Here is a 21,243-nt window from a genome sequence, read left to right as displayed (position 1 = left end):
GGCGCGGGGAACTGCGCGACCAGCCACAACGGACTCGCAGTCGCCTGCCTTCAGAAGCCGCCCGTTTATTGGGCGCAGGTCACCCCTTCACCGCACCCGTCAACATGCCCTTCTTGAAATGCCGCTGGACGAACGGAGAAGCAACCGCGACAGGAATCAGCGCCAGCACCATGACCGCCATCTGCAACCCCAGCGCCGACAACTGCCCCGTACGCACCGCCTGCTGCAACCCCGTGGGGTTCGCCGTGTTCTTCTGGACCAGCTGAATGAGCACGTTCTGCAACGGCATCATGTCCTGGTCGCTCAGATAGATCGACGCGTTGAACCAGGCACTCCAGTAACCCACCGCGTAGAAGAGGGAGATCACGGCCAGCACGGCCCGCGACAGCGGCATGATGATGGTCAGCAGGATCCGCAGGTCACCGGCCCCGTCGATGCGCGCGGACTCGGTGAGCTCGGGCGAGATGCCCATGAAGAAGGCGCGCAGCACCAGGATGTTGAAGACGCTGACCGCACTCGGCAGGATCAGCGACAGATAGGTGTCCGTGAGTCCCAGCGACTGCACGAGCAGGTAGGTCGGGATGAGCCCGGCGCCGAAGAACATCGTGGCCATCATGGTGATGAGGAAGAACCGATGGCCCAGACTCCCCGGCCGCGACAGCCCGTAGGCCGCCATTACCGACACCGCCATGGAGAACACCGTGCCGGTGAGCGTGACCCCGACCGAGACCATGATGGCCCGGCTGACCTGGCCGCCGCTGAGCAGTTCGGTGTAGTTGACGAAGGTGATGCCCTGGGGGATCACGACCAGGCCACCGACCCGGTCGATCACGGGCTTCGGGGAGAGGCTGGTGACGATCACGATCCACAGCGGACCGAGCACTCCCAGACAGCACAGGGCGAGGAAGCCGCTCTTCGCGGTGATGCCGGCCTTGCTGGGCGGCTCCTCCCACACCGGGCGGGCGGGGGCCTGGAGACTGCGCACGAGCTGCGTGTTGAGGCTCACTTCTGGTACACCCCCTGCTCGCCCAGCAGGTGCGCGAACTTGTTCGCGGCCAGGACGAGACACACTCCGATGGCTCCCTTGACGAGGCCGACCGCGGCCGCGTAGCTGAAGTCGCCGTTCTGGATACCCATGTTCCACACGTAGGTGTCGAGGACCTCGCTGGCACCCACCCCGACTGCGTCCCGCTGGAGCAGGAACTGCTCGAAGCCGACGCTGAGCGCGTCGCCCACCCGCAGGACCAGCAGCAGGGCGATCACCGGGCGCAGTGCGGGCAGCGTGACGTGCCACATGCGGCGCCAGCGCCCGGCGCCGTCCATGGCGGCGGCCTCGTACAGGTCGGTGCTGACGGCGGCCAGCGCGGCGAGGAAGACGATGATCCCCCAGCCGGCGTCCTTCCAGACGGCCTGCGCGGTGACCAGGTACTTGAAAAGGCTCGCGTTGGTCATCAGGTCGAAGCCGGACCACCCGTGGTCCTCCAGGGTCTGGGCGATGATGCCCGCGCCGCCGAAGACCTGCTGGAACACGGTGACCACGAGGACCCAAGAGAAGAAGTGCGGCAGATACATGATCGCCTGCGCCACGGCCCGGACCCGTGGCCTGATCACGCTGTTGATGAGCAGCGCGAGGGCGATCGGGATCGGGAAGAACAGCACCAACTGGAGCACGAACAGCAGGAGGGTGTTCTTCGCGGCGCCCCAGAACAGCGGGTCGTCGATCATCCGCGAGAACTGCTCGACCCCGACCCAGGGGCTGTGGAAGATCGCGGTGACGCCGTTGCTGGAGACGTAGGGGTCGTAGTCCTGGAAGGCGACGATGTTGCCGAGCAGCGGGACGTAGTTGAAGAGCAGGAGCAGGAGGATGACGGGCAGCGTCATGAGGATGAGCGCGCGGTCGCGGCGCAGCCGGACCCGGAAGGGGATCTTTCCCGCCCTGGCCGCCTTGCGCGGCACCCGCGTCCTCGTCACCGCCGCGGCGACCGCGGCCGTCGGTTCCTCGACGGCCGCGGGAGGACGGGTCCCGTCGGGCCTGCTCCCGGCCGTGAGAGACATCAGTTGCCGCTGCCGTTCTTGTCGATGAGCTCCTTGTACCAGTCGCGCAGCTTGTCGCCGCCGGAGGACTTCCAGGTGGAGATGGCGGCCTGGACGTCGGACAGCTTGCGGTTGCCGCGCACGTAGTCGATCTCCAACTGCTCGAACTGGCTGGAGAGGTTGGCGTAGCGGGTCGGTTCGACGATGTTCATGCCGAAGGTGGCCGTCTTCTTCATGAAGGCGCCCATCCGCTGCTGCCACTCGACCTGCTTGCGGGCGACCTCGGGGAAGTCGGGGTGGGCGTAGTAGGCGGCCGGGGCGGCCAGCATCACCCAGGCGTTGAGGACCTCCGAGTTGCCGAGGTCGTTCTTGACCGGGACGCCGTCCTTGACCGTGTAGTGGGTGCCCTCGACGCCGTAGTCGACGAGCATCCGCTCCTTGGTGCCGTACGGGGCCGCCGAGAAGTTGGCGGCGGCCAGGGCGTTCTCGATCGTCGTCTTCGAGGCGCCCTTGCGGATCAGCGACCAGATGGTGGCGGGCGAGGACGCGTACAGCGTCGGGTCGCCGCCGTCCGCACCGTAGAGGTCGATGGCGTCGATCTGGAGGTCCGGGTTGGACTGCGCCTGTTCGGAGACCTTCCCGTACCAGTCGGCGATGTTGGTGTTGTAGACCAGGATCTGCCCGGCGGTGAACCGCTGGCCCTGGTCGCCGGTGCGGGCCTTGTCGTCGGGATGGACGACACCGGCGTCGAACAGCTTGCGGACCCACTCCAGGGCTTCGAGGTACTCGGGCTGCTCGATGCGGTACGTCAGCTTGCCGTCGGACCCGATGTCCCAGCCGATCGGACCGGAGCCGCGGACACCGAAGTTGCTCCACGCGGACCAGGTCATGTCACCGCAGGCCCACACCTTGGCCTTGGCGCTGGTGGCCTCCTTGGCCCAGCTCATGAACTCGTCCGGCGACTTGGGTACCGAGTAGCCCTTCTTGTCGAAGAGGTCCTTGCGGTACAGCGGCGTGATCCAGTTCGCGGTGGCGGCCGGCATCGGTATGCCGCGCAGCGCACCGCCGAAGATGCCCATGCGCCAGGCGTCCGAGGGGATCGCGGCCAGGTTCGGATACTTCTTGACCTTGTCGCCCGCCAGGTAGGGGCCGAGGTCCATGAACTTCGCGGTGACCGCGTTGACGATCTTGCCGACCAGTTCCCAGCTGGGCACGACCACCATGTCGGGTATGGAGCTCGAGGCGAGGACGGCGCCGAGCTTCTGGCCGTAGGTGTTGCCGTCCTGGTTCTGCCAGGTGACCTTGGTGCCCGCGGCCGCGTCGAGCGCCGTGTAGTAGGCGCAGCCGGCCTTCGGCGGGGAGCCCCAGAACGGGGACATGATCTTGAAGCGGGCGCCGGTGCCGAGCTTCTCCGGGACCGAGGCCTTGAGGGCGGCGAGGTCGACCTTGCCCGTGTAGCCGGCGGCCGAGCCGTTCTTGGACGGCAGGTCCGGGTTCGCGACCGTGCTGGCGACGAACGCCGGGAGGAGCTTGTCCGCGGCCTTGCCCGACGTGGTCCCTTCGCGCTCGCCGCTGTCCGAGCCGCCACAGGCGGCAAGCAGCGGCATCCCGCCCGCCACCGCTGCGGTGGCGACCGCGGTGGAGGCGAGGAAGCTTCTCCGGCTGGGGCCGGAAGGACCCGAGGAGAGGGCAGCGGCGTTCGGCGTCATTGCGTCAACCCTTCATGGCGCACCAGGACACCCGGCGGTGGAGCCGTCGGCTGCGGTGTCTTGAGTGGATCTGGCTGAGCTGAAGCGATGCTTCGACCGTTGCGACGGAATCCGTAGTCGAAGCGCTTCGATGTTGCTGTGAGGTTAAGTGAACACCCAGGGGTGCACAAGGGTCGATCCCAAGATTCCTCAGAGGTATAGGGGGCGACCTTTTCTTATGCACCGCCTGAAGTGACGGTGTGGATCCCTTGACACCCGCCCTGATGTCGAATGAGCATCGAAGCGCTTCGAAAGCATCGAACCGATCCATCGCAAGGGGATCCCCACGTGACCGCACACCCGCCGCACACACCACCGTTTCGCGATCCGCACCTGCCGTTCGCGAAGCGCATCGACGATCTGCTGTCGCGGCTGACCCTCGACGAGAAGACCGGATTCCTGCACCAGTTCACCCCGGCCGTCGAACGGCTCGGCATCTCCGCGTTCCGCACCGGCCAGGAGGCGCTGCACGGCGTCGCGTGGATGGGACCCGCGACGGTCTTCCCCCAGGCGGTCGGTCTCGGCGCGACCTGGAACACCGATCTCGTACGCCGGATCGGCGAGGCGGTGTCCAAGGAGGTCCGGGCGATGCGCGCCCGCGACGACAGGGTCGGCCTCAACATCTGGGCGCCGACGGTCAATCTGCTCCGGCACCCGCTGTGGGGCCGTAACGAGGAGGGCTACTCGGAGGACCCGAAGCTCACCTCGGCCATCGCCACCGCCTACACCCAGGGGCTGCGCGGCGACCACCCCACGTACTGGCGCACCGCCCCGGTGCTCAAGCACTGGCTCGCCCACAACAACGAGACGGACCGGGCCACTTCGTCGAGCTCGGTGCGTCCGCGGGTGCTGCACGAGTACGACCTGCGCGCCTTCCGCGAGACGGTCGAGGCGGGCGCGGTGGCCGGGGTGATGCCGGCGTACAACCTGGTCAACGGCCGCCCCAACCACGTCTCGCCGTATCTGCGCGAGCACCTGCGCGCCTGGACCGACGAGGAGCTGCTGGTCTGCTCGGACGCGGGCGCGCCCTCCAACCTGGTCGACCACGAGCACTACTTCGACACCCACGAGGAGGCCACGGCGGCCTCCCTGCGGGCCGGCGTCGACAGCTTCACGGACCACGGCACGGACAGCTCGCAGATGGTCGGGCGGATCCGGAAGGCCTACGAGCAGGGCCTGTTGACCGAGGCCGACATCGACACCGCGGTCCGGCGGCAGCTCTCGGTCCGTTTCCGGCTCGGTGAGTTCGACCCGCACGCCGACCCGCACGCCGGCGTCAAGGACTTCGACACCCCGGAGCACCGCGCGCTCGCCGAGGAGGCCGCCGAGCAGGCGATCGTGCTGCTCAGGAACGACGGCGTGCTCCCGCTCGCCCCCGGCACCCGGCTCGCCGTGGTCGGCCTGCTCGCCGACGAGTGCAAGCGCGACTGGTACAGCGGCACGCTCATCCACCGCTCCACCCCGCTGGAGGGGCTGTACGAGCGGTTCGGCGCCGAGCAGGTGGAGTTCGCGGAGGGCGTGGACCGGGTCCGGCTGAAGACCTCGGCCGGGACGTTTCTGCATGTCCTGGCCGCCGAGGACGGCGAGGACGAGGTGCGCGGTGCCGAGGGCGCACTGGATCCGGCGCTGCTCGCGGGCCGCACGGATCTGCCCCCGCTGACGACCGACGTGACCGGTACCGAGTTCGCGCTGATCGACTGGGGCGAGGGCGTCCTCACGCTTCGCGCCCCCGACGGCCGCTATCTCTCCGTCGCCGAGGACGGTTACCTGCGCGCCTCCGCCGACCAGCCGGGCGGCTGGGTCGTCCAGGAGACCTTCCGCCTGGAACCGCACGCCAGCGGTCACCTCCTTCGGCACATCGGCACGGGCCGCCATGTCACTGTCGCCGCGGACGGAGTGAAGGTTGCCGACGACAACGCGGAAACTTTCGAGCTGATCATCGCCGAACGCGGCGAGGACGCAGTGACCCGCGTCACGTCCGAGGCGGACGTGGTCCTGGTCGTCGCGGGCAACGACCCGCACATCAACGGCCGCGAGACCGAGGACCGGGCGTCCCTGCGGCTCCCCGCGCACCAGGAGCGCCTGCTGCGGGCGGCACGCGCCGCCAACCCCCGTACGGTCCTGGCGCTGGTCTCGGCCTACCCCTACGCGGTCGACACGTCCGACCTGGCCGCGGTGCTCTGGACGGCCCACGGCGGCCAGGCGGCCGGCACCGCCCTGGCCCGCGTCCTGGCCGGGGACGTCTCTCCCGCGGGCCGCCTCCCCCAGACCTGGTACGAGAGCGACGCCGACCTCCCCGGCCTCCTCGACTACGACGTCATCGGCAGCCGCCAGACGTACCTGTACTTCGAGGGCACGCCCCTGTTCCCGTTCGGCCACGGGCTGTCGTACACGTCCTTCTCGTACGGCGACCTGACGTCCCGTGTGACGGAAGGGACGCTGCATGTGTCGTTCGCGATCACGAACACCGGTGACGTCACCGCCGACGAGGTCGCCCAGCTCTACACCCGGGCGGTGGACCCGGCACTCCCCCGCCCGCGCCGCGAACTGGTCGCCCACCGGCGGGTGACGCTCGCTCCGGGTGCCCGGGAGGAGCTGACCTTCGAAGTCCCCTTGCGCGCCTTCGAGTTCTGGGACGTGACGCAGGGCCGCCCGCGCCTGGAGCCGGGCCCGTACGAACTGCTGGCCGGTGCCTCCAGCGAGGACATCCGGCTGCGGACGACGGTGCTGCTCGACGGCGAGCCCGGCGCACCGCGCCCCGTGCTCCAACGGGGCCTGGACGGGGCGGACTTCGACGAGCAGAGCGGCGTCGAGATCGTCGACCGGACGAGGACGGCGGGCGACGCGGTGACGGCGGGCGAGGGCGGCACCGGCCAACTGGTCTACCGGGACTGCGACTTCGGGGACGGCGTCTCCGAGGTCACCGTGACGGTCGCCGGCGAGGGCACGGTCGAACTGTCGCTGGACGGGGGCACGGTGCTCGCCGTACTGCAGGTGGAGGAATCCGAGTCCGGCCCGTACGACTACACCACCCTCGGCGCCGGAATCGTCGCCGAGGGCGTGCACGACGTGCACCTCGGACTGCGCGGCCCGCTGCGGCTCGCGCACGTCGGCTTCTCCGGCTGAGGGTCCGGAGCGGCTGACGACAGGAAGAGGCCCGGCACCGGAAGGCATCGGTGCCGGGCCTCTGACCGGAGTCCGGCCCTAGAGGGCGAGCCCCGTCAGCACCAGCACCCGCTCGTACGTGTAGTCGTCCATCGCGAACTTCACGCCCTCGCGGCCCACGCCGGACTGCTTGACGCCGCCGTACGGCATCTGGTCGGCGCGGTAGGAGGGCACGTCACCGACGACCACGCCGCCGACCTCCAGCGCGCGGTGGGCGCGGAAGGCGGCCTGCAGATCATGGGTGAACACGCCCGCCTGGAGCCCGTACTTGGAGGCGTTGACGGCGGCGAACGCAGCCGCCTCGCCGTCGGCCTTCTGCACGGTGAGGACGGGGCCGAAGACCTCCTCGCAGGAGATCGTCGTGTCGGCCGGGACGTCGGTGAGGACGGTCGGCGCGTAGGAGGCGCCGTCGCGGTCGCCCCCGGTGAGCAGGCTGGCGCCCGCCTCGACGGCCTCCTTCACCCACGTCTCGACGCGGATCGCCGCGTCCTCGCTGACCAGCGGGCCCACGTCGGTCCTGTCGTCGCCCGGGTCACCGGTGACCTGGGCCTCGACGGCGGCGACGATCCGCGGCACCAGCCGGTCGTACACGGACGCGTCGGCGATCACCCGCTGCACCGAGATGCAGGACTGGCCGCCCTGGTAGTTGGAGAAGGTCGCGATGCGGGTCGCGGCCCAGTCGAGGTCCTCGTCGCTCGCGTAGTCGCCGAGGACGACCGCCGCGCCGTTGCCGCCGAGCTCCAGGGTGCAGTGCTTGCGCGGCACCGAGTCCATGATCGCGTAACCGACCTTCTCGGAACCGGTGAAGGAGATCACGGGCAGGCGCTCGTCCTGGACGAGGGCGGGCATCCGGTCGTTCGGGACGGGCAGGATGCTCCAGGAACCCGCTGGCAGCCCGGTCTCGGCGAGGAGGTCGCCGATGATCAGCCCGGAGAGCGGGGTGGCCGGGGCCGGCTTCAGGATGATCGGGGCGCCGGCCGCGATCGCCGGGGCGATCTTGTGGGCGCAGAGGTTGAGCGGGAAGTTGAAGGGCGCGATACCGAGCACGACGCCCTTCGGGAAGCGCCGGGTCAGCGCGAGGCGCCCCTGACCGCCGGGGTCGGTGTCGAGGCGCTGGGCCTCACCGCCGTTGAACCGACGGGCCTCCTCCGCGGCGAACCGGAACACCGAGACGGCACGGCCGACCTCCCCCCGGGCCCACTTGACCGGCTTGCCGTTCTCGGCGGAGATCAGCTGCGCGATCTCCTCCGTGCGTTCGACGAGCCTGCGGCTGACGTGGTCGAGGGCGGCGGCGCGGACGTGGGCGGGAGTGGCGGCGAACTCGTCCCGTACGGCGTACGCGGCGGCCACGGCCTCCTCGATCTGCTCGTCGTCCGGTACGGCGACCCTGCCCACGAGCCGGCCGTCCCACGGGGAGGTGACGTCGAAGGTGTCCTCGCCGGTGACCTGGCGGCCGGCGAGCCAGAAGGCGTGGGTGGAAGTCATGACTCCACCGTAGGGCCGGAACGACGGGATCGAATTTGTCCGGGGTGTAGCAGTGGGGCACTCGGACACTCCGGTTCGGCGCTCCCGGCGGTGTCTACTCCGCCGACGTCGTCGCCTTCAACGCCAGCCACAGCTCCATCCGCACATCGGGATCGTCCAGCGACCGGCCGAGGATCTCCTCGACCCGGCGCATCCGGTACCGCAGGGTGTGCCGGTGAACGCCGAGGTCCGCGGCCGCCGCGTCCCACTGGCCGTGCCGCGAGAGCCAGGCCCGCAGCGAGGCGACCAGGTCGCCCCGGCCGGTCGCGTCGTGCTCGTACAGCGGCCGCAGCAGCCCGTCCGCGAAGGCCCGTACCGCGTCGTCGGCGAGCAGCGGCAGCACCGACCCGGAGGCCAGCTGTTCGTGCTCGACGTACACCCGGCCCCGTCGCCGGGCGACCGACAGTGCCTGTTCGGCCTGCTTGTAGGCGGCCGCGGCGGCGATCGGTCCCACGGGGGCGGACACACCGACGACCAGTTCGTCCTCGTCCCCGGCGCCCGCCTGTTCGCCTGTCCGCGCCGCCTCCAGCGCCACCGTGTACTCGCCGCACGCGGTGACGGCGGCCCCGCCGTCCGCGGCCAGCACCACGAGCCGCTCCCGCTCGGGGACCACGAGCAGGGCCTCGCCGGAGCGGGCCGCCGCGGACTCCACGACCTCGGTGAGCGCCTCGAGCGGATCGCCGATCGCGCCGGCGGCCGCGGCGAGCCCGGCGGCGGACGGGACCCGGGCGGGGGCGTCGGCGGCGATCCGCACGGACGACACGGCGACCGTCTCCGCCACGATGAGCCGGAAGGGCGCGTCCAGGAGCCCGCCGTACAGATCACCCGCGACCGTGCGGGCGTGCTCCGGCTCGCCCGCGAGCAGCATCCGCAGCACCGCCGCCCCGATCCGCTGTTCGGCCGCCTGCAAAGAGCGGGACCGCTCGGTCGTGAGCGTCAGCAGCGCGATCGCCGAGTGCACCGCGTACCGCTCCGCCGTACCGAGCGCCGCGGCCGTCCCGACCGCCAGCGCGGACCGCGGCCGTCGCCCGGTGCCCAGGGAGTGCAGCTCCACCCGGTCGTCGTTGTCGGAAGTGCCCGGCCCCCCGACCACGGAGGAGGCGGGCGCGGGCCGTTCCCGCAGCCGTTCCACGTCGGCGGTCAGGCGCGCGGCCCGGCGGCCGGCCCACTCCGGCGCGGTGGCGACGACGGCGCCCGAGGCGTCGTAGAGCGCCGCCCAGCCGTCCACCTGGGAGGCGAGCGCGGCGAGCAGCCCCTCCGGGCCGCCGGTCAGGGCCTGCTTGGTCAGTTCGCGCTGGGCGGCGAAGCCCGCGGTGACGGACCGGTACTGGTCGGCGGCGATCGCCGCGGACACGGCCTTGCTGATCGCGAGGAAAGGAGTGCGGCGCGGCACCTCGAGCAGCGGGAGCCCCTCGTCGCGCGCCGCCTCGACGAGGGCCACGGGGATGTCGTCGTAGTTGACCCCGACGGCGAACCCGAGCCCCACCACCCCCGCCCCGGCCAGCCGCTTCACATACCGCCGCATCGCCTCCGGATCCTCCGCGTCCAGCTTCAGCGCGGTGATCAGCAGCAGCTCCCCGCCCTCCATGTAGGGGACGGGGTCGGCCAGCTCACTGACGTGCGCCCAGCGGACGGGGACGTCCAGCCGGTCCTCGCCCGCGCGCACGGTCAGCTTGAGCGCGGAGTGATGAACGAGCGAGGCGAGGGTGGGTGGCATGAGGTCCGGGACCTTCGGAGAGGAGTACGCAGAGGCGTGATCTTTTGGCCGCCGTGTATGAACGACCTGTGACGATTCTGCCTCACTGTACGGTCCTCAGCTCAGTCATCCCCGCAGGTCCACCAGCAGCGGCGGCGCGTGCTCCCCCTTCACCGTGGTCAGCGACAGCACCGCGTGCCCGGGCGGCACCCCGTGCGCGAGCTCGGACGCGGACCACCGCTCCCGCTCGACCTGCCGCACGGTCACCGCCCGCGCGGTCGGCGCCTTGCCGGTGATGACCCGGCGCACCGCGTGCAGCACCTTGCCGGCCGGGGTCTCGGCGATGATCTGCCGGTCGGTGACGTCCCGCGCCTCGATCCACTCCTTGCCCCACACCTCGGCGAAGTCCTGCCCGTCCCACGGGGTGAGCCCGGACAGCGCCATGCGGCACCCGGTGGCCCCGAGCAGGGGCCCGCGCAGCGGACGCGGTACGTCGTCCAGCGTCCGCAGCGTCAGCACCACTCCCGCGTTGCCGGACCGCAGCCGCTGGACGCCCCGTACGGCTTCGGGGGTCACGACCCCCGTGGCGTCGTCGATGACCAGACAGGCGAACAGCGACCGGTCCTCCCGCACCGCGACGCTCGCCGTGAACTGTGCGAGCACCAGCCGCGCCAGCATCCGCGAGGCGTCGGCGTGCCCGCGCTGGGGCAGGTCGATCCGGACCCGGACGGGGTGGTCGAGAGCCTTCAGCGAGAACGGCCGCGACTGTCCGGACGTGTCGAAGAACCCCGCGAAGGCGGGCCGGTCGAGCAGCGCGACCCGGTCCGCGAGGATGCCCCCCACATCACCCGGATTGCCCATCTGCCGCTCCCGCGCGTCGAGTTCACGCAGCAGCGACTCCTGCCGGGAGTCCTCGAGCCCCTTGCGCAGCGCGGCCATCGGCCCCGGCGCCCCGTCGAGCAGCTGACGCAGCTCCGGTACGGAGGGGAAGCGGCCGTGGACCGTCCGGAACGGTCCGAGGAGCTGGGCCAGCACGGTGGTGGACCGCCGGGTGTCACCTCCCTGGTGAGGCTCGGCGAGGTCTCCGACGAGCGCCTCGGCGAGCACGGCCGCGGCCTCGTCCGGATCGGACGTACCGCCGTACAGGTCGAGGTCGTACACCGACTCCGGATTCCCGATCTGTACGACGACGTCGTAGGCGTCGGCCGGCCCGAGCCCCGCGCCCGCGGCCCCGACCACCACGACGGCGGCCCGTCCGGCGAGGGCGTGCAGACACAACGACTCGGCGAGCGGCCTGATGACGGTCCCGGTCTTCCCGGACCCGGCCGGCCCCACGGCGAGCAGCGAGGTGCCGAGCAGCTCGGGCCCGAGCCCGAGTCCGGTCCCCCGGTAGGCGTAGGGATTACGGGCGTCGTCGGCGGTCGTCCCCAGCCGCACCTGCCCGGTGAGGAGATCGTGCCGAGCGAGCCGGGCGGGCAGATCCCGCTCCCCGGAGGGATGCAGACAGGCGGCCGCACCGTCCTGGAGCACGGCCCCGGTGAACGTGCCAAGCCCGAACCGCCCACTGCGCACACCCTGCCAGGCACGGGCGATGCGGGCGTGATCTACGTCGCGCATCTTCCCGGCCCTGGCCTCGGCGGCGAGCCGCTCGGCAGCGTCGACGGCACCGGCAGCGCGGAGCTGAGGCCATTCGGCGGGGTCCTGCTCGGGGGCGGGCGGCGGCTCGTGCACGGGGGCAGTCCGACGCCAGGCGGGGGGGCCGAAGCGGCGCCAGACCTCGCCCCAACGGCCGAGCTTGCCTACGACGACCATGATGATCAAGGCGATGAGCACCTTGTAACCCGTGTAGAGGAGGGCGGTGCCCGTCTGGCCGAGGGCGCCGTCGCGGCCGCGCCAGGAGTCAGGGGTGATCAGAAGAAGCGGAAGCCACCACCAGGTCCCGACATAGCCGTTCTGAAGCAGCGACCAGACGAGCCAGCCGACGAGGAACGCAATCAACGCGCCACTGATCAACTGGCGGCCAGGAATCAGTGCCGGTTCCGCCTCCGGCCGGGGCCGGTGTCCGAACCGCCACACCCCGGGCAGCGTCTCGGGTCGTGGCGTCCGCAGCCACGTCAGGAAAGCCGAGCTGTCCGGCAATGGTGGCACCCCAGGCGCCTGGGACGGCATCGGCGGCATATCGGACCGTGCCCGTGGCACAGGATTCGCATGCGTACCCCGCGCGTCCCGCGTCCCGTCGCTGTCCATCGCCCCTGCTCCCTGACCAGCCGTTCCGTCCACCATCAGCGGTCAATCTAACGCCCCCGCCAAGGGAGTTCACTGCTTACGTGGCCGGGCGTCGCGGCCGGCGCCATGTCCACCGCGGACAACCCGATCTCCTGACAACGCCCACATGGAGCATGCCCACCCCCCGGTCCCCGGCCTAGCCTGCGAGAAGAGAACGTAAGCGTCAGCACCACCCCAGGAGCCCCTCATGACCGCAATTCCGCAGGAGCGCCGCCTCGTCACCGCCATCCCCGGACCCAAGTCGCAGGAGCTGCAGGCCCGCCGGGTCGCCGCGGTCGCGCAGGGCGTGGGGTCCGTGCTGCCCGTCTTCACGGCGCGCGCGGGCGGCGGGATCGTCGAGGACGTCGACGGGAACCGGCTGATCGACTTCGGTTCCGGCATCGCCGTGACGTCCGTCGGCGCCTCCGCCGAGGCCGTCGTACGCCGGGCCTCCGCCCAGTTGGCCGACTTCACCCACACCTGTTTCATGGTCACCCCGTACGAGGGCTATGTGGAGGTCGCCGAGGCCCTCGCCGAGCTCACCCCGGGTGACCACGCCAAGAAGTCGGCCCTGTTCAACAGCGGCGCCGAGGCCGTGGAGAACGCCGTCAAGATCGCCCGCGCCCACACCAAGCGGCAGGCCGTCGTCGTCTTCGACCACGGCTACCACGGCCGCACCAACCTCACCATGGCGCTGACCGCGAAGAACATGCCGTACAAGCACGGCTTCGGCCCCTTCGCGCCCGAGGTCTACCGCGTCCCCGTCGCCTACGGCTACCGCTGGCCCACCGGCCCCGAGAACGCGGGACCCGAGGCCGCCGCCCAGGCCATCGACCAGATCACCAAGCAGGTCGGCCCGGAGAACGTCGCCGCGATCATCATCGAGCCCGTCCTGGGCGAGGGCGGCTTCATCGAGCCCGCCAAGGGCTTCCTGCCGGCGATCAGCCGATTCGCCAGTGACAACGGCATCGTCTTCGTCGCCGACGAGATCCAGTCCGGCTTCTGCCGCACCGGCCAGTGGTTCGCCTGCGAGGACGAGGGCATCGTCCCGGACCTGATCACCACGGCCAAGGGCATCGCCGGCGGCCTCCCGCTCGCCGCCGTCACCGGCCGCGCCGAGATCATGGACGCCGCCCACGCCGGCGGCCTCGGCGGCACCTACGGCGGCAACCCGGTGGCCTGCGCGGGCGCGCTCGGCTCGATCGAGACGATGAAGGAGCTCGACCTCAACGCCAGGGCGAAGAACATCGAGACGGTCATGAAGGCCCGCCTCACCGCCATGGCGGACAAGTTCGACGTCATCGGCGACATCCGCGGCCGCGGCGCCATGATCGCCATCGAGCTCGTCAAGGACCGTACGACCAAGGAGCCGAACCCGGAGGCGACCGCCGCGCTCGCCAAGGCCTGCCACCAGGAGGGCCTGCTGGTCCTGACCTGTGGCACCTACGGCAACGTCCTGCGCTTCCTGCCCCCGCTCGTCATCGGCGAGGACCTGCTCAACGAGGGCCTCGACATCATCGAGCAGGCCTTCACCCGTATCTGAGGAGAAACACAGCAGGTCGGAAGCGGACTCGTGCCTTCCGACACCAGCCGCCCCAGGCGTTGCATCCCCCGGGATTCCGGGGCTGCGACGGCGAACGGCAGAGCGTGTGAAGAAGGTGTGCGAGGTGGCTGTGAGGACGCGATTCTGCCTGTCGTACGCCGCCCCCCTGCCGTAGGTTCTACCCAGATGAGAGATACACCCCGCCCACAGGGGACTGTGGGCGACATCAGGCCGGGGCCTCCCCAGCTTCGACCTGGTCGTGCCCTCGCGCACACAACTGGAGCCTCCGGCTCCGGATCTCCTCACCGATCGGACAGTCGCCCGCCCCAAACCCCCCGGGGCGGCCGACCATCCGATCCGATCGGCCGCCCCGGAACCACCCCCCCTGTTCCGGGGCGGCCGGCCTTCCTCATCTTCCTTCTCGGAAGCGCGGTCCTCCTCTTCGCCCTGATCACCTGGCAGGTCGTCGAGGACGGGCCGCTTCTGCGCGTCGACGAGCGGGTCAGCCGCGCGCTGGTCCACCCGGACCTCGCCTCGGCGGGCCTCGCCGACCTGGGCAATGTCGAGGTCGCGGTGCCGGTCCTGATCGCGGCCATCTTCTGGTCGGCCCGGCGGGCCCGTCGCACGGGTACAGACCGCTGGTGGCTGCCGCCCACCGCGGCGGCCGTCCTGATGGCACTGGTCCCGGCCCTGGTGGTCCCTCTCAAGGAGCTCACCGACCGCTCGGGCACCCCGGTCGTCCCGCCCGGTACCGGCTACTACCCCTCGGGACACACCGCCACGGCCGCCATCGCCTACGGCGCCGCCACCCTGCTCGTCCTGCCCTGGCTCCGCACCACCCGCGCCCGCCGCGCCCTCGTCGTCCTCTACGGCCTGCTCGTTCTCGGCGTCTCCTTCGGCCTGGTCCGCCACGGCTGGCACTGGCCCCTGGACGTGGTGGCCAGCTGGTGCCTCTGCACGGCGCTGCTGCTCGGGTTCTGGCTTTTCCTGGCACGGCTCGACCGCAGCTGAGCTCCTGGGCACACTGGGCGTTGTCGCTGCCGGCGGGGGACGCCCGCAGCGCCGAACTCCCACTGTGCACAGGACGCTCCGGTTCACGTCGGCCGCACGGGCGGCCGACGACGGCGCGGTGGTACGTCGGTTCAGCCGTCGCCCTCCGTCGCCAGGCCCGCCGCCGCCTCGTGCATCGCCAGTTCGAGCAGCGCCGGATCGACGAGAATGCCGGAGCCGTCCGGCGGGACCAGCCAGCGCACCCCGCCCCCGGCCACCCGGCCCGGGTACGGCACCACGATCCAGGTGCCGGCACCGGCCGTACGGATACCGGTGCCGAGCCAGCGTGCCGCCGTGCCCGGCGGCACGAAGAAGCCCATCCGCGCGTCGCCGAAGTCGACGAGCACCGGGCCGAGCCGGTCGAGGATGCGGGTGAGGACGTCGAGCGTCGGATAGCCGAGTTCGCCCGGCAGGATCAGTACGTCCCAGGCCTTGCCGGCCGGCAGCAGTGCGACCCCGAGGGGGTTGCGCTCCCACTCCCAGCGGCAGGCCTCGGGATTCGGTGCGACGGATGCCAGCCACTCGACCGCCGTCTTCGCCCCAGTCATGACAGGACCTCCCTCTCTCTCATCGACGCTGATCACGTCATGAGAGAGAGGGAGGTCCCCTGCTGAGCATTACGCGGGTTCTGAGCACTCGTTGGAGTGAATCAGATCACCTACGACCGTTCAGCTGTCGAATCCCAGACCGAGTTTGTCCATGGTCCGCAGCCACAGGTTGCGCCGCCCGCCGTGCGCGTCGGCACGGGCCAGCGACCACTTGGTGAGCGCGATCCCCGTCCAGGCGAACGGCTCCGGCGGGAAGGGCAGCGGCTTCTTGCGGACCATCTCCAGCGAGGTCCGCTCGGTACTCTTTCCGGCCAGCAGGTCGAGCATCACGTCCGCCCCGAACCGGGTCGCACCGACACCGAGACCCGTGTAGCCGGCCGCGTACGCGACCTTGCCGTGGTGCGCGGTGCCGTAGAACGCGGAGAACCGCGAGCAGGTGTCGATCGCGCCGCCCCACGCGTGCGTGAAGCGGACGCCCTCCAGCTGCGGGAAGCAGGTGAAGAAGTGCTCGGCGAGCTTGGCGTACGTCTCCGGCCGGTCGTCGTACTCGGCCCGCACCCGGCCGCCGTACGGGTAGACGGCGTCGTAACCGCCCCACAGGATGCGGTTGTCGGCGGAGAGCCGGAAGTAGTGGAACTGGTTGGCGCTGTCGCCCAGGCCTTGCCGGTTCTTCCAGCCGATCGCCTCGATCTGCTCGTCGCTCAGCGGCTCGGTCATCAGCGCGTAGTCGTAGACCGGCACGGTGTACGCCCGCACCCGCTTGACCAGGCTCGGGAAGATGTTCGTACCGAGCGCGACCTGCCGGGCCCGGACCGAACCGTACGGCGTGCGTACGGCCATGCCGGCGCCGTACGGCTTCAGGTCCAGCGCGGGCGTGTTCTCGTGGATTCGGACACCGAGTCCCAGACACGCCCGCTTCAGGCCCCACACGAGCTTGGCCGGGTTGAGCATGGCCACGCCCCGGCGGTCCCACAGCCCCGCCTCGAAGGTCGGCGAGTCCACCTGCTCCCGCACCGCGTCGGCGTCCAGGAAGTCGACACCGTCGGCGAGGCCCTTCTCCTGGAGCTCCTCGTACCAGTCACGGAGTTCCCGGGCCTGGTACGTCTCGGTCGCCACGTCGATCTCGCCGGTGCGCTCGAACTCGCAGTCGAGGTCGTGCCGGGCGACCGCCTTCTCGATCTCGTCGAGGTTGCGGGCGCCCAGCTCCTGGAGCTGGTGGATCTCGTTCGGCCAGCGGGTCAGCCCGTTGGACAGACCGTGGGTGAGGGAGGCGGCGCAGAAGCCGCCGTTGCGACCGGAGGCCGCCCAGCCCACCTCACGGCCTTCCAGCAGGACCACGTCCCGCTGCGGGTCACGCTCCTTCGCGTTGAGCGCGGTCCACAGCCCGCTGTAGCCACCACCGACGACCAGCAGGTCACAGGTCTCGGCGCCGGTGAGGGCGGGCTCGGGGCGGGGCCTGCCGGGGTCGTCCAGCCAGTACGGGACCGGCCGGACTTCGGAAAGTGCCTTCGTCCACTGGCTCATGCTTACGCCTTTTGCCTGTTACGGCGGTTCCCGATGACCATCGAGAACAGCACGAGCAGCACGGCGACGAGGAACATGGTCGTACCGATGACGTTGATCTGGACGGGCGTTCCGCGCTGTGCCGAGCCCCAGACGAACATGGGGAAGGTGACGGTCGAGCCCGCGTTGAAGTTGGTGATGATGAAGTCGTCGAAGGAGAGCGCGAAGGCGAGCAGCGCGCCCGCGGCGATTCCGGGGGCCGCGATGGGGAGCGTGACGCGGAGGAACGTCTGGAGCGGTCCCGCGTAGAGGTCCTGCGCCGCCTGTTCCAGCCTCGGGTCCATCGACATCACGCGCGCCTTGACCGCCGTCACGACGAAGCTGAGGCAGAACATGATGTGGGCGATGAGGATCGTCCAGAAGCCCAGCTGCGCGCCCATGTTCAGGAACAGGGTGAGCAGCGAGGCCGCCATGACGACCTCGGGCATCGCCATGGGGAGGAAGATCAGCGAGTTCACGGCGCCGCGGGCGCGGAAGCGGTAGCGGACCAGCGCGAAGGCGATCATCGTGCCGAGGGCGGTCGCGCCGACCGTCGCCCAGAACGCGATCTGGAGACTGATGGACAGGGAGCCGCACATGTCGGCGACCCCGCAGGGGTCCCTCCAGGCGTCCAGGGAGAACTGCTGCCACTGGTAGTTGAAGCGGCCCTTCGGTTTGTTGAAGGAGAACACCGTGACGACGACGTTCGGCAGCAGCAGATATCCGAGCGTGATCAGCCCGGCGATGACGACGAAGTGGCGCTTGAGCCAGTTGACGAAGGTCATTTAAACCAGATCCTCCGTGCCGGACCTACGGATGTAGAGCGTGACCATGAAGAGAATCGCGGCCATCAGGATGAAGGAGAGAGCCGCGGCCGTCGGATAGTCCAGAATCCTCAGGAACTGCGTCTGGATGACGTTTCCGACCATGCGGGTGTCCGTGGAGCCGAGCAGATCGGCGTTGACGTAGTCACCGGCAGCCGGGATGAAGGTCAGCAGCGTCCCGGAGACCACGCCCGGCATCGACAGCGGGAAGGTGACCTTGCGAAAGGTGGTGACCGGCTTGGCGTACAGGTCGCCCGCCGCCTCGTGCAGGCGCCCGTCGATGCGTTCCAGTGAGGTGTAGAGCGGCAGGATCATGAACGGCAGGAAGTTGTACGTCAGACCGCACACCACCGCGAGCGGCGTGGCCAGCACCCGGTCGCCGGCGGTCCAGCCCAGCCAGTTGGTGACGTCCAGGACGTGCAGCGTGTTGAGCACGCTCACCACCGGGCCGCTGTCCGCGAGGATCGTCTTCCAGGCGAGGGTGCGGATCAGGAAGCTGGTGAAGAACGGCGCGATCACCAGGACCATGATCAGGTTCCGCCAGCGCCCCGCGCGGAACGCGATGAGATACGCGAGCGGATACCCCAGCACCAGACAGAGGACCGTCGCGGCACCGGCGTAGAGGATCGAGCGCAAGAACTGCGGCCAGTACTGCGACAGCGCGTCCCAGTAGGTCGCGAAGTGCCAGGTGACCTTGTAGCCCTCCTCCAGGGAGCCCGTCTGCACGGAGGTGGAGGCCTGGTAGATCATCGGCAGCGCGAAGAAGACCAGCAGCCACAGGATGCCGGGCAGCAGGAGCCAGTACGGCGTGAAGCGGCCCCTCTTGCGCGGGGGCTTCTTCTCGGGCGCGGTCGGGGTCAGAGGCGGCGGCGCCTCGGTGAGCGTCGCCATCAGACCGTCGCCTCTTCCTGGATGCCGGCGTCGATGTCCTGGTCGGCGTCCAGACCGAAGGTGTGGGCCGGGTTCCAGTGCAGGACGACCTCGGCGCCGGGCACGAGCCGGTCGTCGCGGTCGATGTTCTGGGCGTAGACCTCGAACTCGGGGCAGACGGGGCTGTCGATGACGTACTGCGTGGAGACACCGATGAAGGAGGAGTCGGCGATCTTCCCGGTGATCCGGTTGCGTCCGTCCGCGATCTCCCCGGCCTCGTCGGCGTGGGTGAGGGAGATCTTCTCCGGCCGGACGCCGACCAGCACCTTGCCGCCGGTCGTGGTGGGACCGGCGTAGCGCGCCTCGGGCAGCACCAGCTTCCCGCCGCCCGCCTTCAGCACGATCTCGCCGCCGCTCCTGGAGTCGACCTCGGCCTCGATGAGGTTGGAGGTGCCGAGGAAGTTGGCGACGAAGGTGGTGTTGGGGTTCTCGTACAGGTCGGTCGGTGAGCCGAGCTGCTCCACACGGCCCGCGTTCATCACGGCGACCGTGTCGGCCATGGTCATGGCCTCCTCCTGGTCGTGCGTGACGTGCACGAAGGTGATGCCGACCTCGGTCTGGATGCGCTTGAGCTCCAGCTGCATCTGACGGCGCAGCTTGAGGTCGAGGGCGCCGAGCGGCTCGTCAAGGAGCAGCACCTTGGGCGTGTTGATCAGCGCCCGCGCCACGGCGACCCGCTGCTGCTGGCCGCCGGACAGCTGGTGCGGCTTCTTGCGGGCCTGCTCCCCCAGCTGCACGAGTTCCAGCATGTCCTCGACCTGCTTCTTCACCGACTTGATGCCGCGTCGGCGCAGACCGAAGGCGACGTTCTCGAAGATGTCGAGGTGCGGGAAGAGGGCGTACGACTGGAAGACGGTGTTCACCGGCCGCTTGTAGGGCGGCAGCCGGGTGACCTCCTGGTCGCCGAGGTGCACGGTGCCCGTCGTGGGCTCCTCGAGGCCGGCGATCATGCGCAGGGTGGTCGTCTTACCGCAGCCGGAGGCGCCGAGCAGAGCGAAGAACGAGCCCTGGGGGACGGTCAGGTCGAGCGGCTGTACGGCGGTGAAGCCGTTGTCGTACGTCTTGCTGATGCCGGAGAGACGGACGTCGCCGCTGCTGTCGGTGTTCTTGTTCGTCATGGTGGTCACGCCCCAGTCAGCTTCGCGAACTTCTCTTCAAAGGCCGTCTCTTCCTTCGAGCTCAGGGAGCGGAAGGCGTGGGACTTCGCGGCCATGGCCTTGTCGGGGATGATCAGCGGGTTGTTCGCCGCATCCGGGTCGAGCTTTTCCAGCTCGGGCTTCACACCGTCGACGGGAGACACGTAGTTGATGTACGCGGCGAGCTCGGCGGCCGGCTTCGGCTCGTAGTAGAAGTCGATGAGCCGCTCGGCGTTCGTCTTGTGACGCGCCTTGTTGGGGATCAGCATGTTGTCGGTCGACGTCATGTATCCGCTGTCCGGGATGATGAAGTCGATGTCCGGGCTGTCCGCCTTCAGCTGTACGACGTCACCGGCCCAGGCGATACAGGCCGCGAAGTCGCCGCTGGTCAGGTCGGAGGTGTAGTCGTTACCGGTGAAGCGGCGGATCTGCCCCTTGTCGACGGCCTTCTGGAGCCGTGCGATCGCCGCGTCGTAGTCGTCGGCGGTGAAGTGCGAGGGGTCCTTGCCCATGTCGAGCAGGGTCATGCCGATGCTGTCGCGCATCTCCGACAGGAAGCCCACGCGCCCCTTGAGCTTGGCGTTGTCGAGCAGGTCGGAGACCGACTTGACCTCCACGCCGTCGAGGGCCTTCTTGTTGTAGGCGATGACGGTCGAGATGCCCTGCCACACATAACTGTAGGCACGCCCGGGATCCCAGTCCGGGTCACGGAACTGCGCGGACAGATTGGCGTACGCGTGCGGGAGGTTGGAGGCATCCAGTTTCTGGACCCACCCGAGGCGGATGAGCCGGGCGGCGAGCCAGTCCGTGAGGACGATGATGTCGCGTCCGGTGTCCTGACCGGCGGCCAGCTGCGGCTTGATCTTCCCGAAGAACTCGACGTTGTCGTTGATGTCCTCGGTGTACTTCACCGATATGCCGGTCTGCTTCTTGAACTGATCGAGCGTGGGGTGGTGCTTCTCGCTCTCGTCCACGTCGATGTACTCGGTCCAGTTGGAGAAGTTGACGACCTTCTCCTGGGCCGAGTGGTCCTCCGCGGAGACACCGCCCTTGGTGTTGCCGGCCGCGGGGATGCCACAGGCGCTCAGCGCCCCGAGACCGCCGACCGTGAGCGCGCCGCCCGCGGAGGCACGCAACAGGGACCGCCGGGTCATGGCGGCCCGGCCGCTTCGGAAGCTGCGCCGCATGGCGGCCACTTGGGCCGGGGACAGGCGGTCGGGCTCGTACTGCTCCATGCG

15 protein-coding genes are annotated in these 21,243 nt (G+C 69.9%); 3 read left to right on the top strand and 12 right to left on the bottom strand.

From position 1 onward, the window contains the following. Nucleotides 1-79: 79 nt before the first annotated feature. The 3 genes from BFN33_RS41905 to BFN33_RS41895 are packed head-to-tail and all read right to left on the bottom strand — an operon-like array spanning nucleotide 80 to nucleotide 3,743. Nucleotides 80-1,006: a carbohydrate ABC transporter permease gene (locus BFN33_RS41905; protein WP_069765471.1), complete on the bottom strand. Its 927-nt coding sequence runs from the start codon at nucleotides 1,004-1,006 to the stop codon at nucleotides 80-82. After that, nucleotides 1,003-2,055 (bottom strand): sugar ABC transporter permease, encoded by a 1,053-nt coding sequence (locus BFN33_RS41900; RefSeq protein ID WP_069765470.1) that lies wholly within the window; start codon nucleotides 2,053-2,055, stop codon nucleotides 1,003-1,005. Before BFN33_RS41900 ends, BFN33_RS41905 begins: the two co-directional genes overlap by 4 nt. Continuing rightward, on the bottom strand, nucleotides 2,055-3,743 hold the full coding sequence (locus tag BFN33_RS41895) for an extracellular solute-binding protein (RefSeq protein ID WP_069765469.1): 1,689 nt from the start codon (nucleotides 3,741-3,743) through the stop codon (nucleotides 2,055-2,057). The genes BFN33_RS41900 and BFN33_RS41895 overlap by 1 nt, the downstream gene beginning before the upstream one ends. A 327-nt stretch (nucleotides 3,744-4,070) precedes the next feature. Here BFN33_RS41895 and BFN33_RS41890 point away from each other — a divergent pair, with 327 nt between their 5' ends. Next, a complete protein-coding gene (locus tag BFN33_RS41890) occupies nucleotides 4,071-6,908 on the top strand; it encodes a glycoside hydrolase family 3 C-terminal domain-containing protein (RefSeq protein ID WP_069765468.1) in 2,838 nt (945 codons plus the stop codon). 78 nt (nucleotides 6,909-6,986) lie between these two features. On the opposite strand, the gene BFN33_RS41885 is transcribed toward BFN33_RS41890, so the two are convergent. The 3 genes from BFN33_RS41885 to BFN33_RS41875 form a co-directional block, all read right to left on the bottom strand. After that, nucleotides 6,987-8,432: an aldehyde dehydrogenase family protein gene (locus BFN33_RS41885; RefSeq protein WP_069765467.1), complete on the bottom strand. Its 1,446-nt coding sequence runs from the start codon at nucleotides 8,430-8,432 to the stop codon at nucleotides 6,987-6,989. Nucleotides 8,433-8,526: 94 nt separating this feature from the next. Next, on the bottom strand, nucleotides 8,527-10,188 hold the full coding sequence (locus tag BFN33_RS41880) for a PucR family transcriptional regulator (RefSeq protein ID WP_069765466.1): 1,662 nt from the start codon (nucleotides 10,186-10,188) through the stop codon (nucleotides 8,527-8,529). Between the two features lie 105 nt (nucleotides 10,189-10,293). Further along, nucleotides 10,294-12,414 (bottom strand): ATP-binding protein, encoded by a 2,121-nt coding sequence (locus BFN33_RS41875; protein WP_069765465.1) that lies wholly within the window; start codon nucleotides 12,412-12,414, stop codon nucleotides 10,294-10,296. A 226-nt stretch (nucleotides 12,415-12,640) separates the two neighbouring features. Here BFN33_RS41875 and gabT point away from each other — a divergent pair, with 226 nt between their 5' ends. Further along, a complete protein-coding gene (gene gabT / locus BFN33_RS41870) occupies nucleotides 12,641-13,975 on the top strand; it encodes a 4-aminobutyrate--2-oxoglutarate transaminase (protein WP_069765464.1) in 1,335 nt (444 codons plus the stop codon). A gap of 216 nt (nucleotides 13,976-14,191) precedes the next feature. Beyond that, nucleotides 14,192-14,986, top strand: a complete 795-nt coding sequence (locus tag BFN33_RS41865) for a phosphatase PAP2 family protein (RefSeq protein ID WP_069765463.1) — start codon at nucleotides 14,192-14,194, stop codon at nucleotides 14,984-14,986. A gap of 131 nt (nucleotides 14,987-15,117) precedes the next feature. Here the strand turns inward: BFN33_RS41865 and BFN33_RS41860 are convergent, their stop codons facing one another. From BFN33_RS41860 to BFN33_RS41835, 6 genes are all read right to left on the bottom strand, one after another. Next, nucleotides 15,118-15,573: a hypothetical protein gene (locus BFN33_RS41860; RefSeq protein WP_069765462.1), complete on the bottom strand. Its 456-nt coding sequence runs from the start codon at nucleotides 15,571-15,573 to the stop codon at nucleotides 15,118-15,120. Between the two features lie 120 nt (nucleotides 15,574-15,693). Then, nucleotides 15,694-17,097, bottom strand: coding sequence for an FAD-binding oxidoreductase (locus BFN33_RS41855; RefSeq protein WP_069765461.1), 1,404 nt, complete (start codon nucleotides 17,095-17,097; stop codon nucleotides 15,694-15,696). Between the two features lie 2 nt (nucleotides 17,098-17,099). Beyond that, on the bottom strand, nucleotides 17,100-17,900 hold the full coding sequence (locus tag BFN33_RS41850) for an ABC transporter permease (RefSeq protein ID WP_069765460.1): 801 nt from the start codon (nucleotides 17,898-17,900) through the stop codon (nucleotides 17,100-17,102). Next, complete coding sequence (locus BFN33_RS41845; protein WP_069765459.1) at nucleotides 17,901-18,830, bottom strand: ABC transporter permease; 930 nt, start codon at nucleotides 18,828-18,830, stop codon at nucleotides 17,901-17,903. Next, nucleotides 18,830-19,987, bottom strand: coding sequence for an ABC transporter ATP-binding protein (locus tag BFN33_RS41840; protein ID WP_069765495.1), 1,158 nt, complete (start codon nucleotides 19,985-19,987; stop codon nucleotides 18,830-18,832). The genes BFN33_RS41845 and BFN33_RS41840 overlap by 1 nt, the downstream gene beginning before the upstream one ends. A 5-nt stretch (nucleotides 19,988-19,992) precedes the next feature. Continuing rightward, nucleotides 19,993-21,240, bottom strand: a complete 1,248-nt coding sequence (locus tag BFN33_RS41835) for a PotD/PotF family extracellular solute-binding protein (RefSeq protein ID WP_069765458.1) — start codon at nucleotides 21,238-21,240, stop codon at nucleotides 19,993-19,995. Nucleotides 21,241-21,243 lie beyond the last annotated feature (3 nt).

The organism is Streptomyces sp. LUP47B (genome assembly GCF_001746295.1).
In the GTDB taxonomy this organism is placed as follows: Bacteria; Actinomycetota; Actinomycetes; order Streptomycetales; family Streptomycetaceae; genus Streptomyces.
The sequence above is the reverse complement of the archived record's forward strand: the minus strand, read 5'-3'. Positions and strand labels throughout refer to the sequence as shown.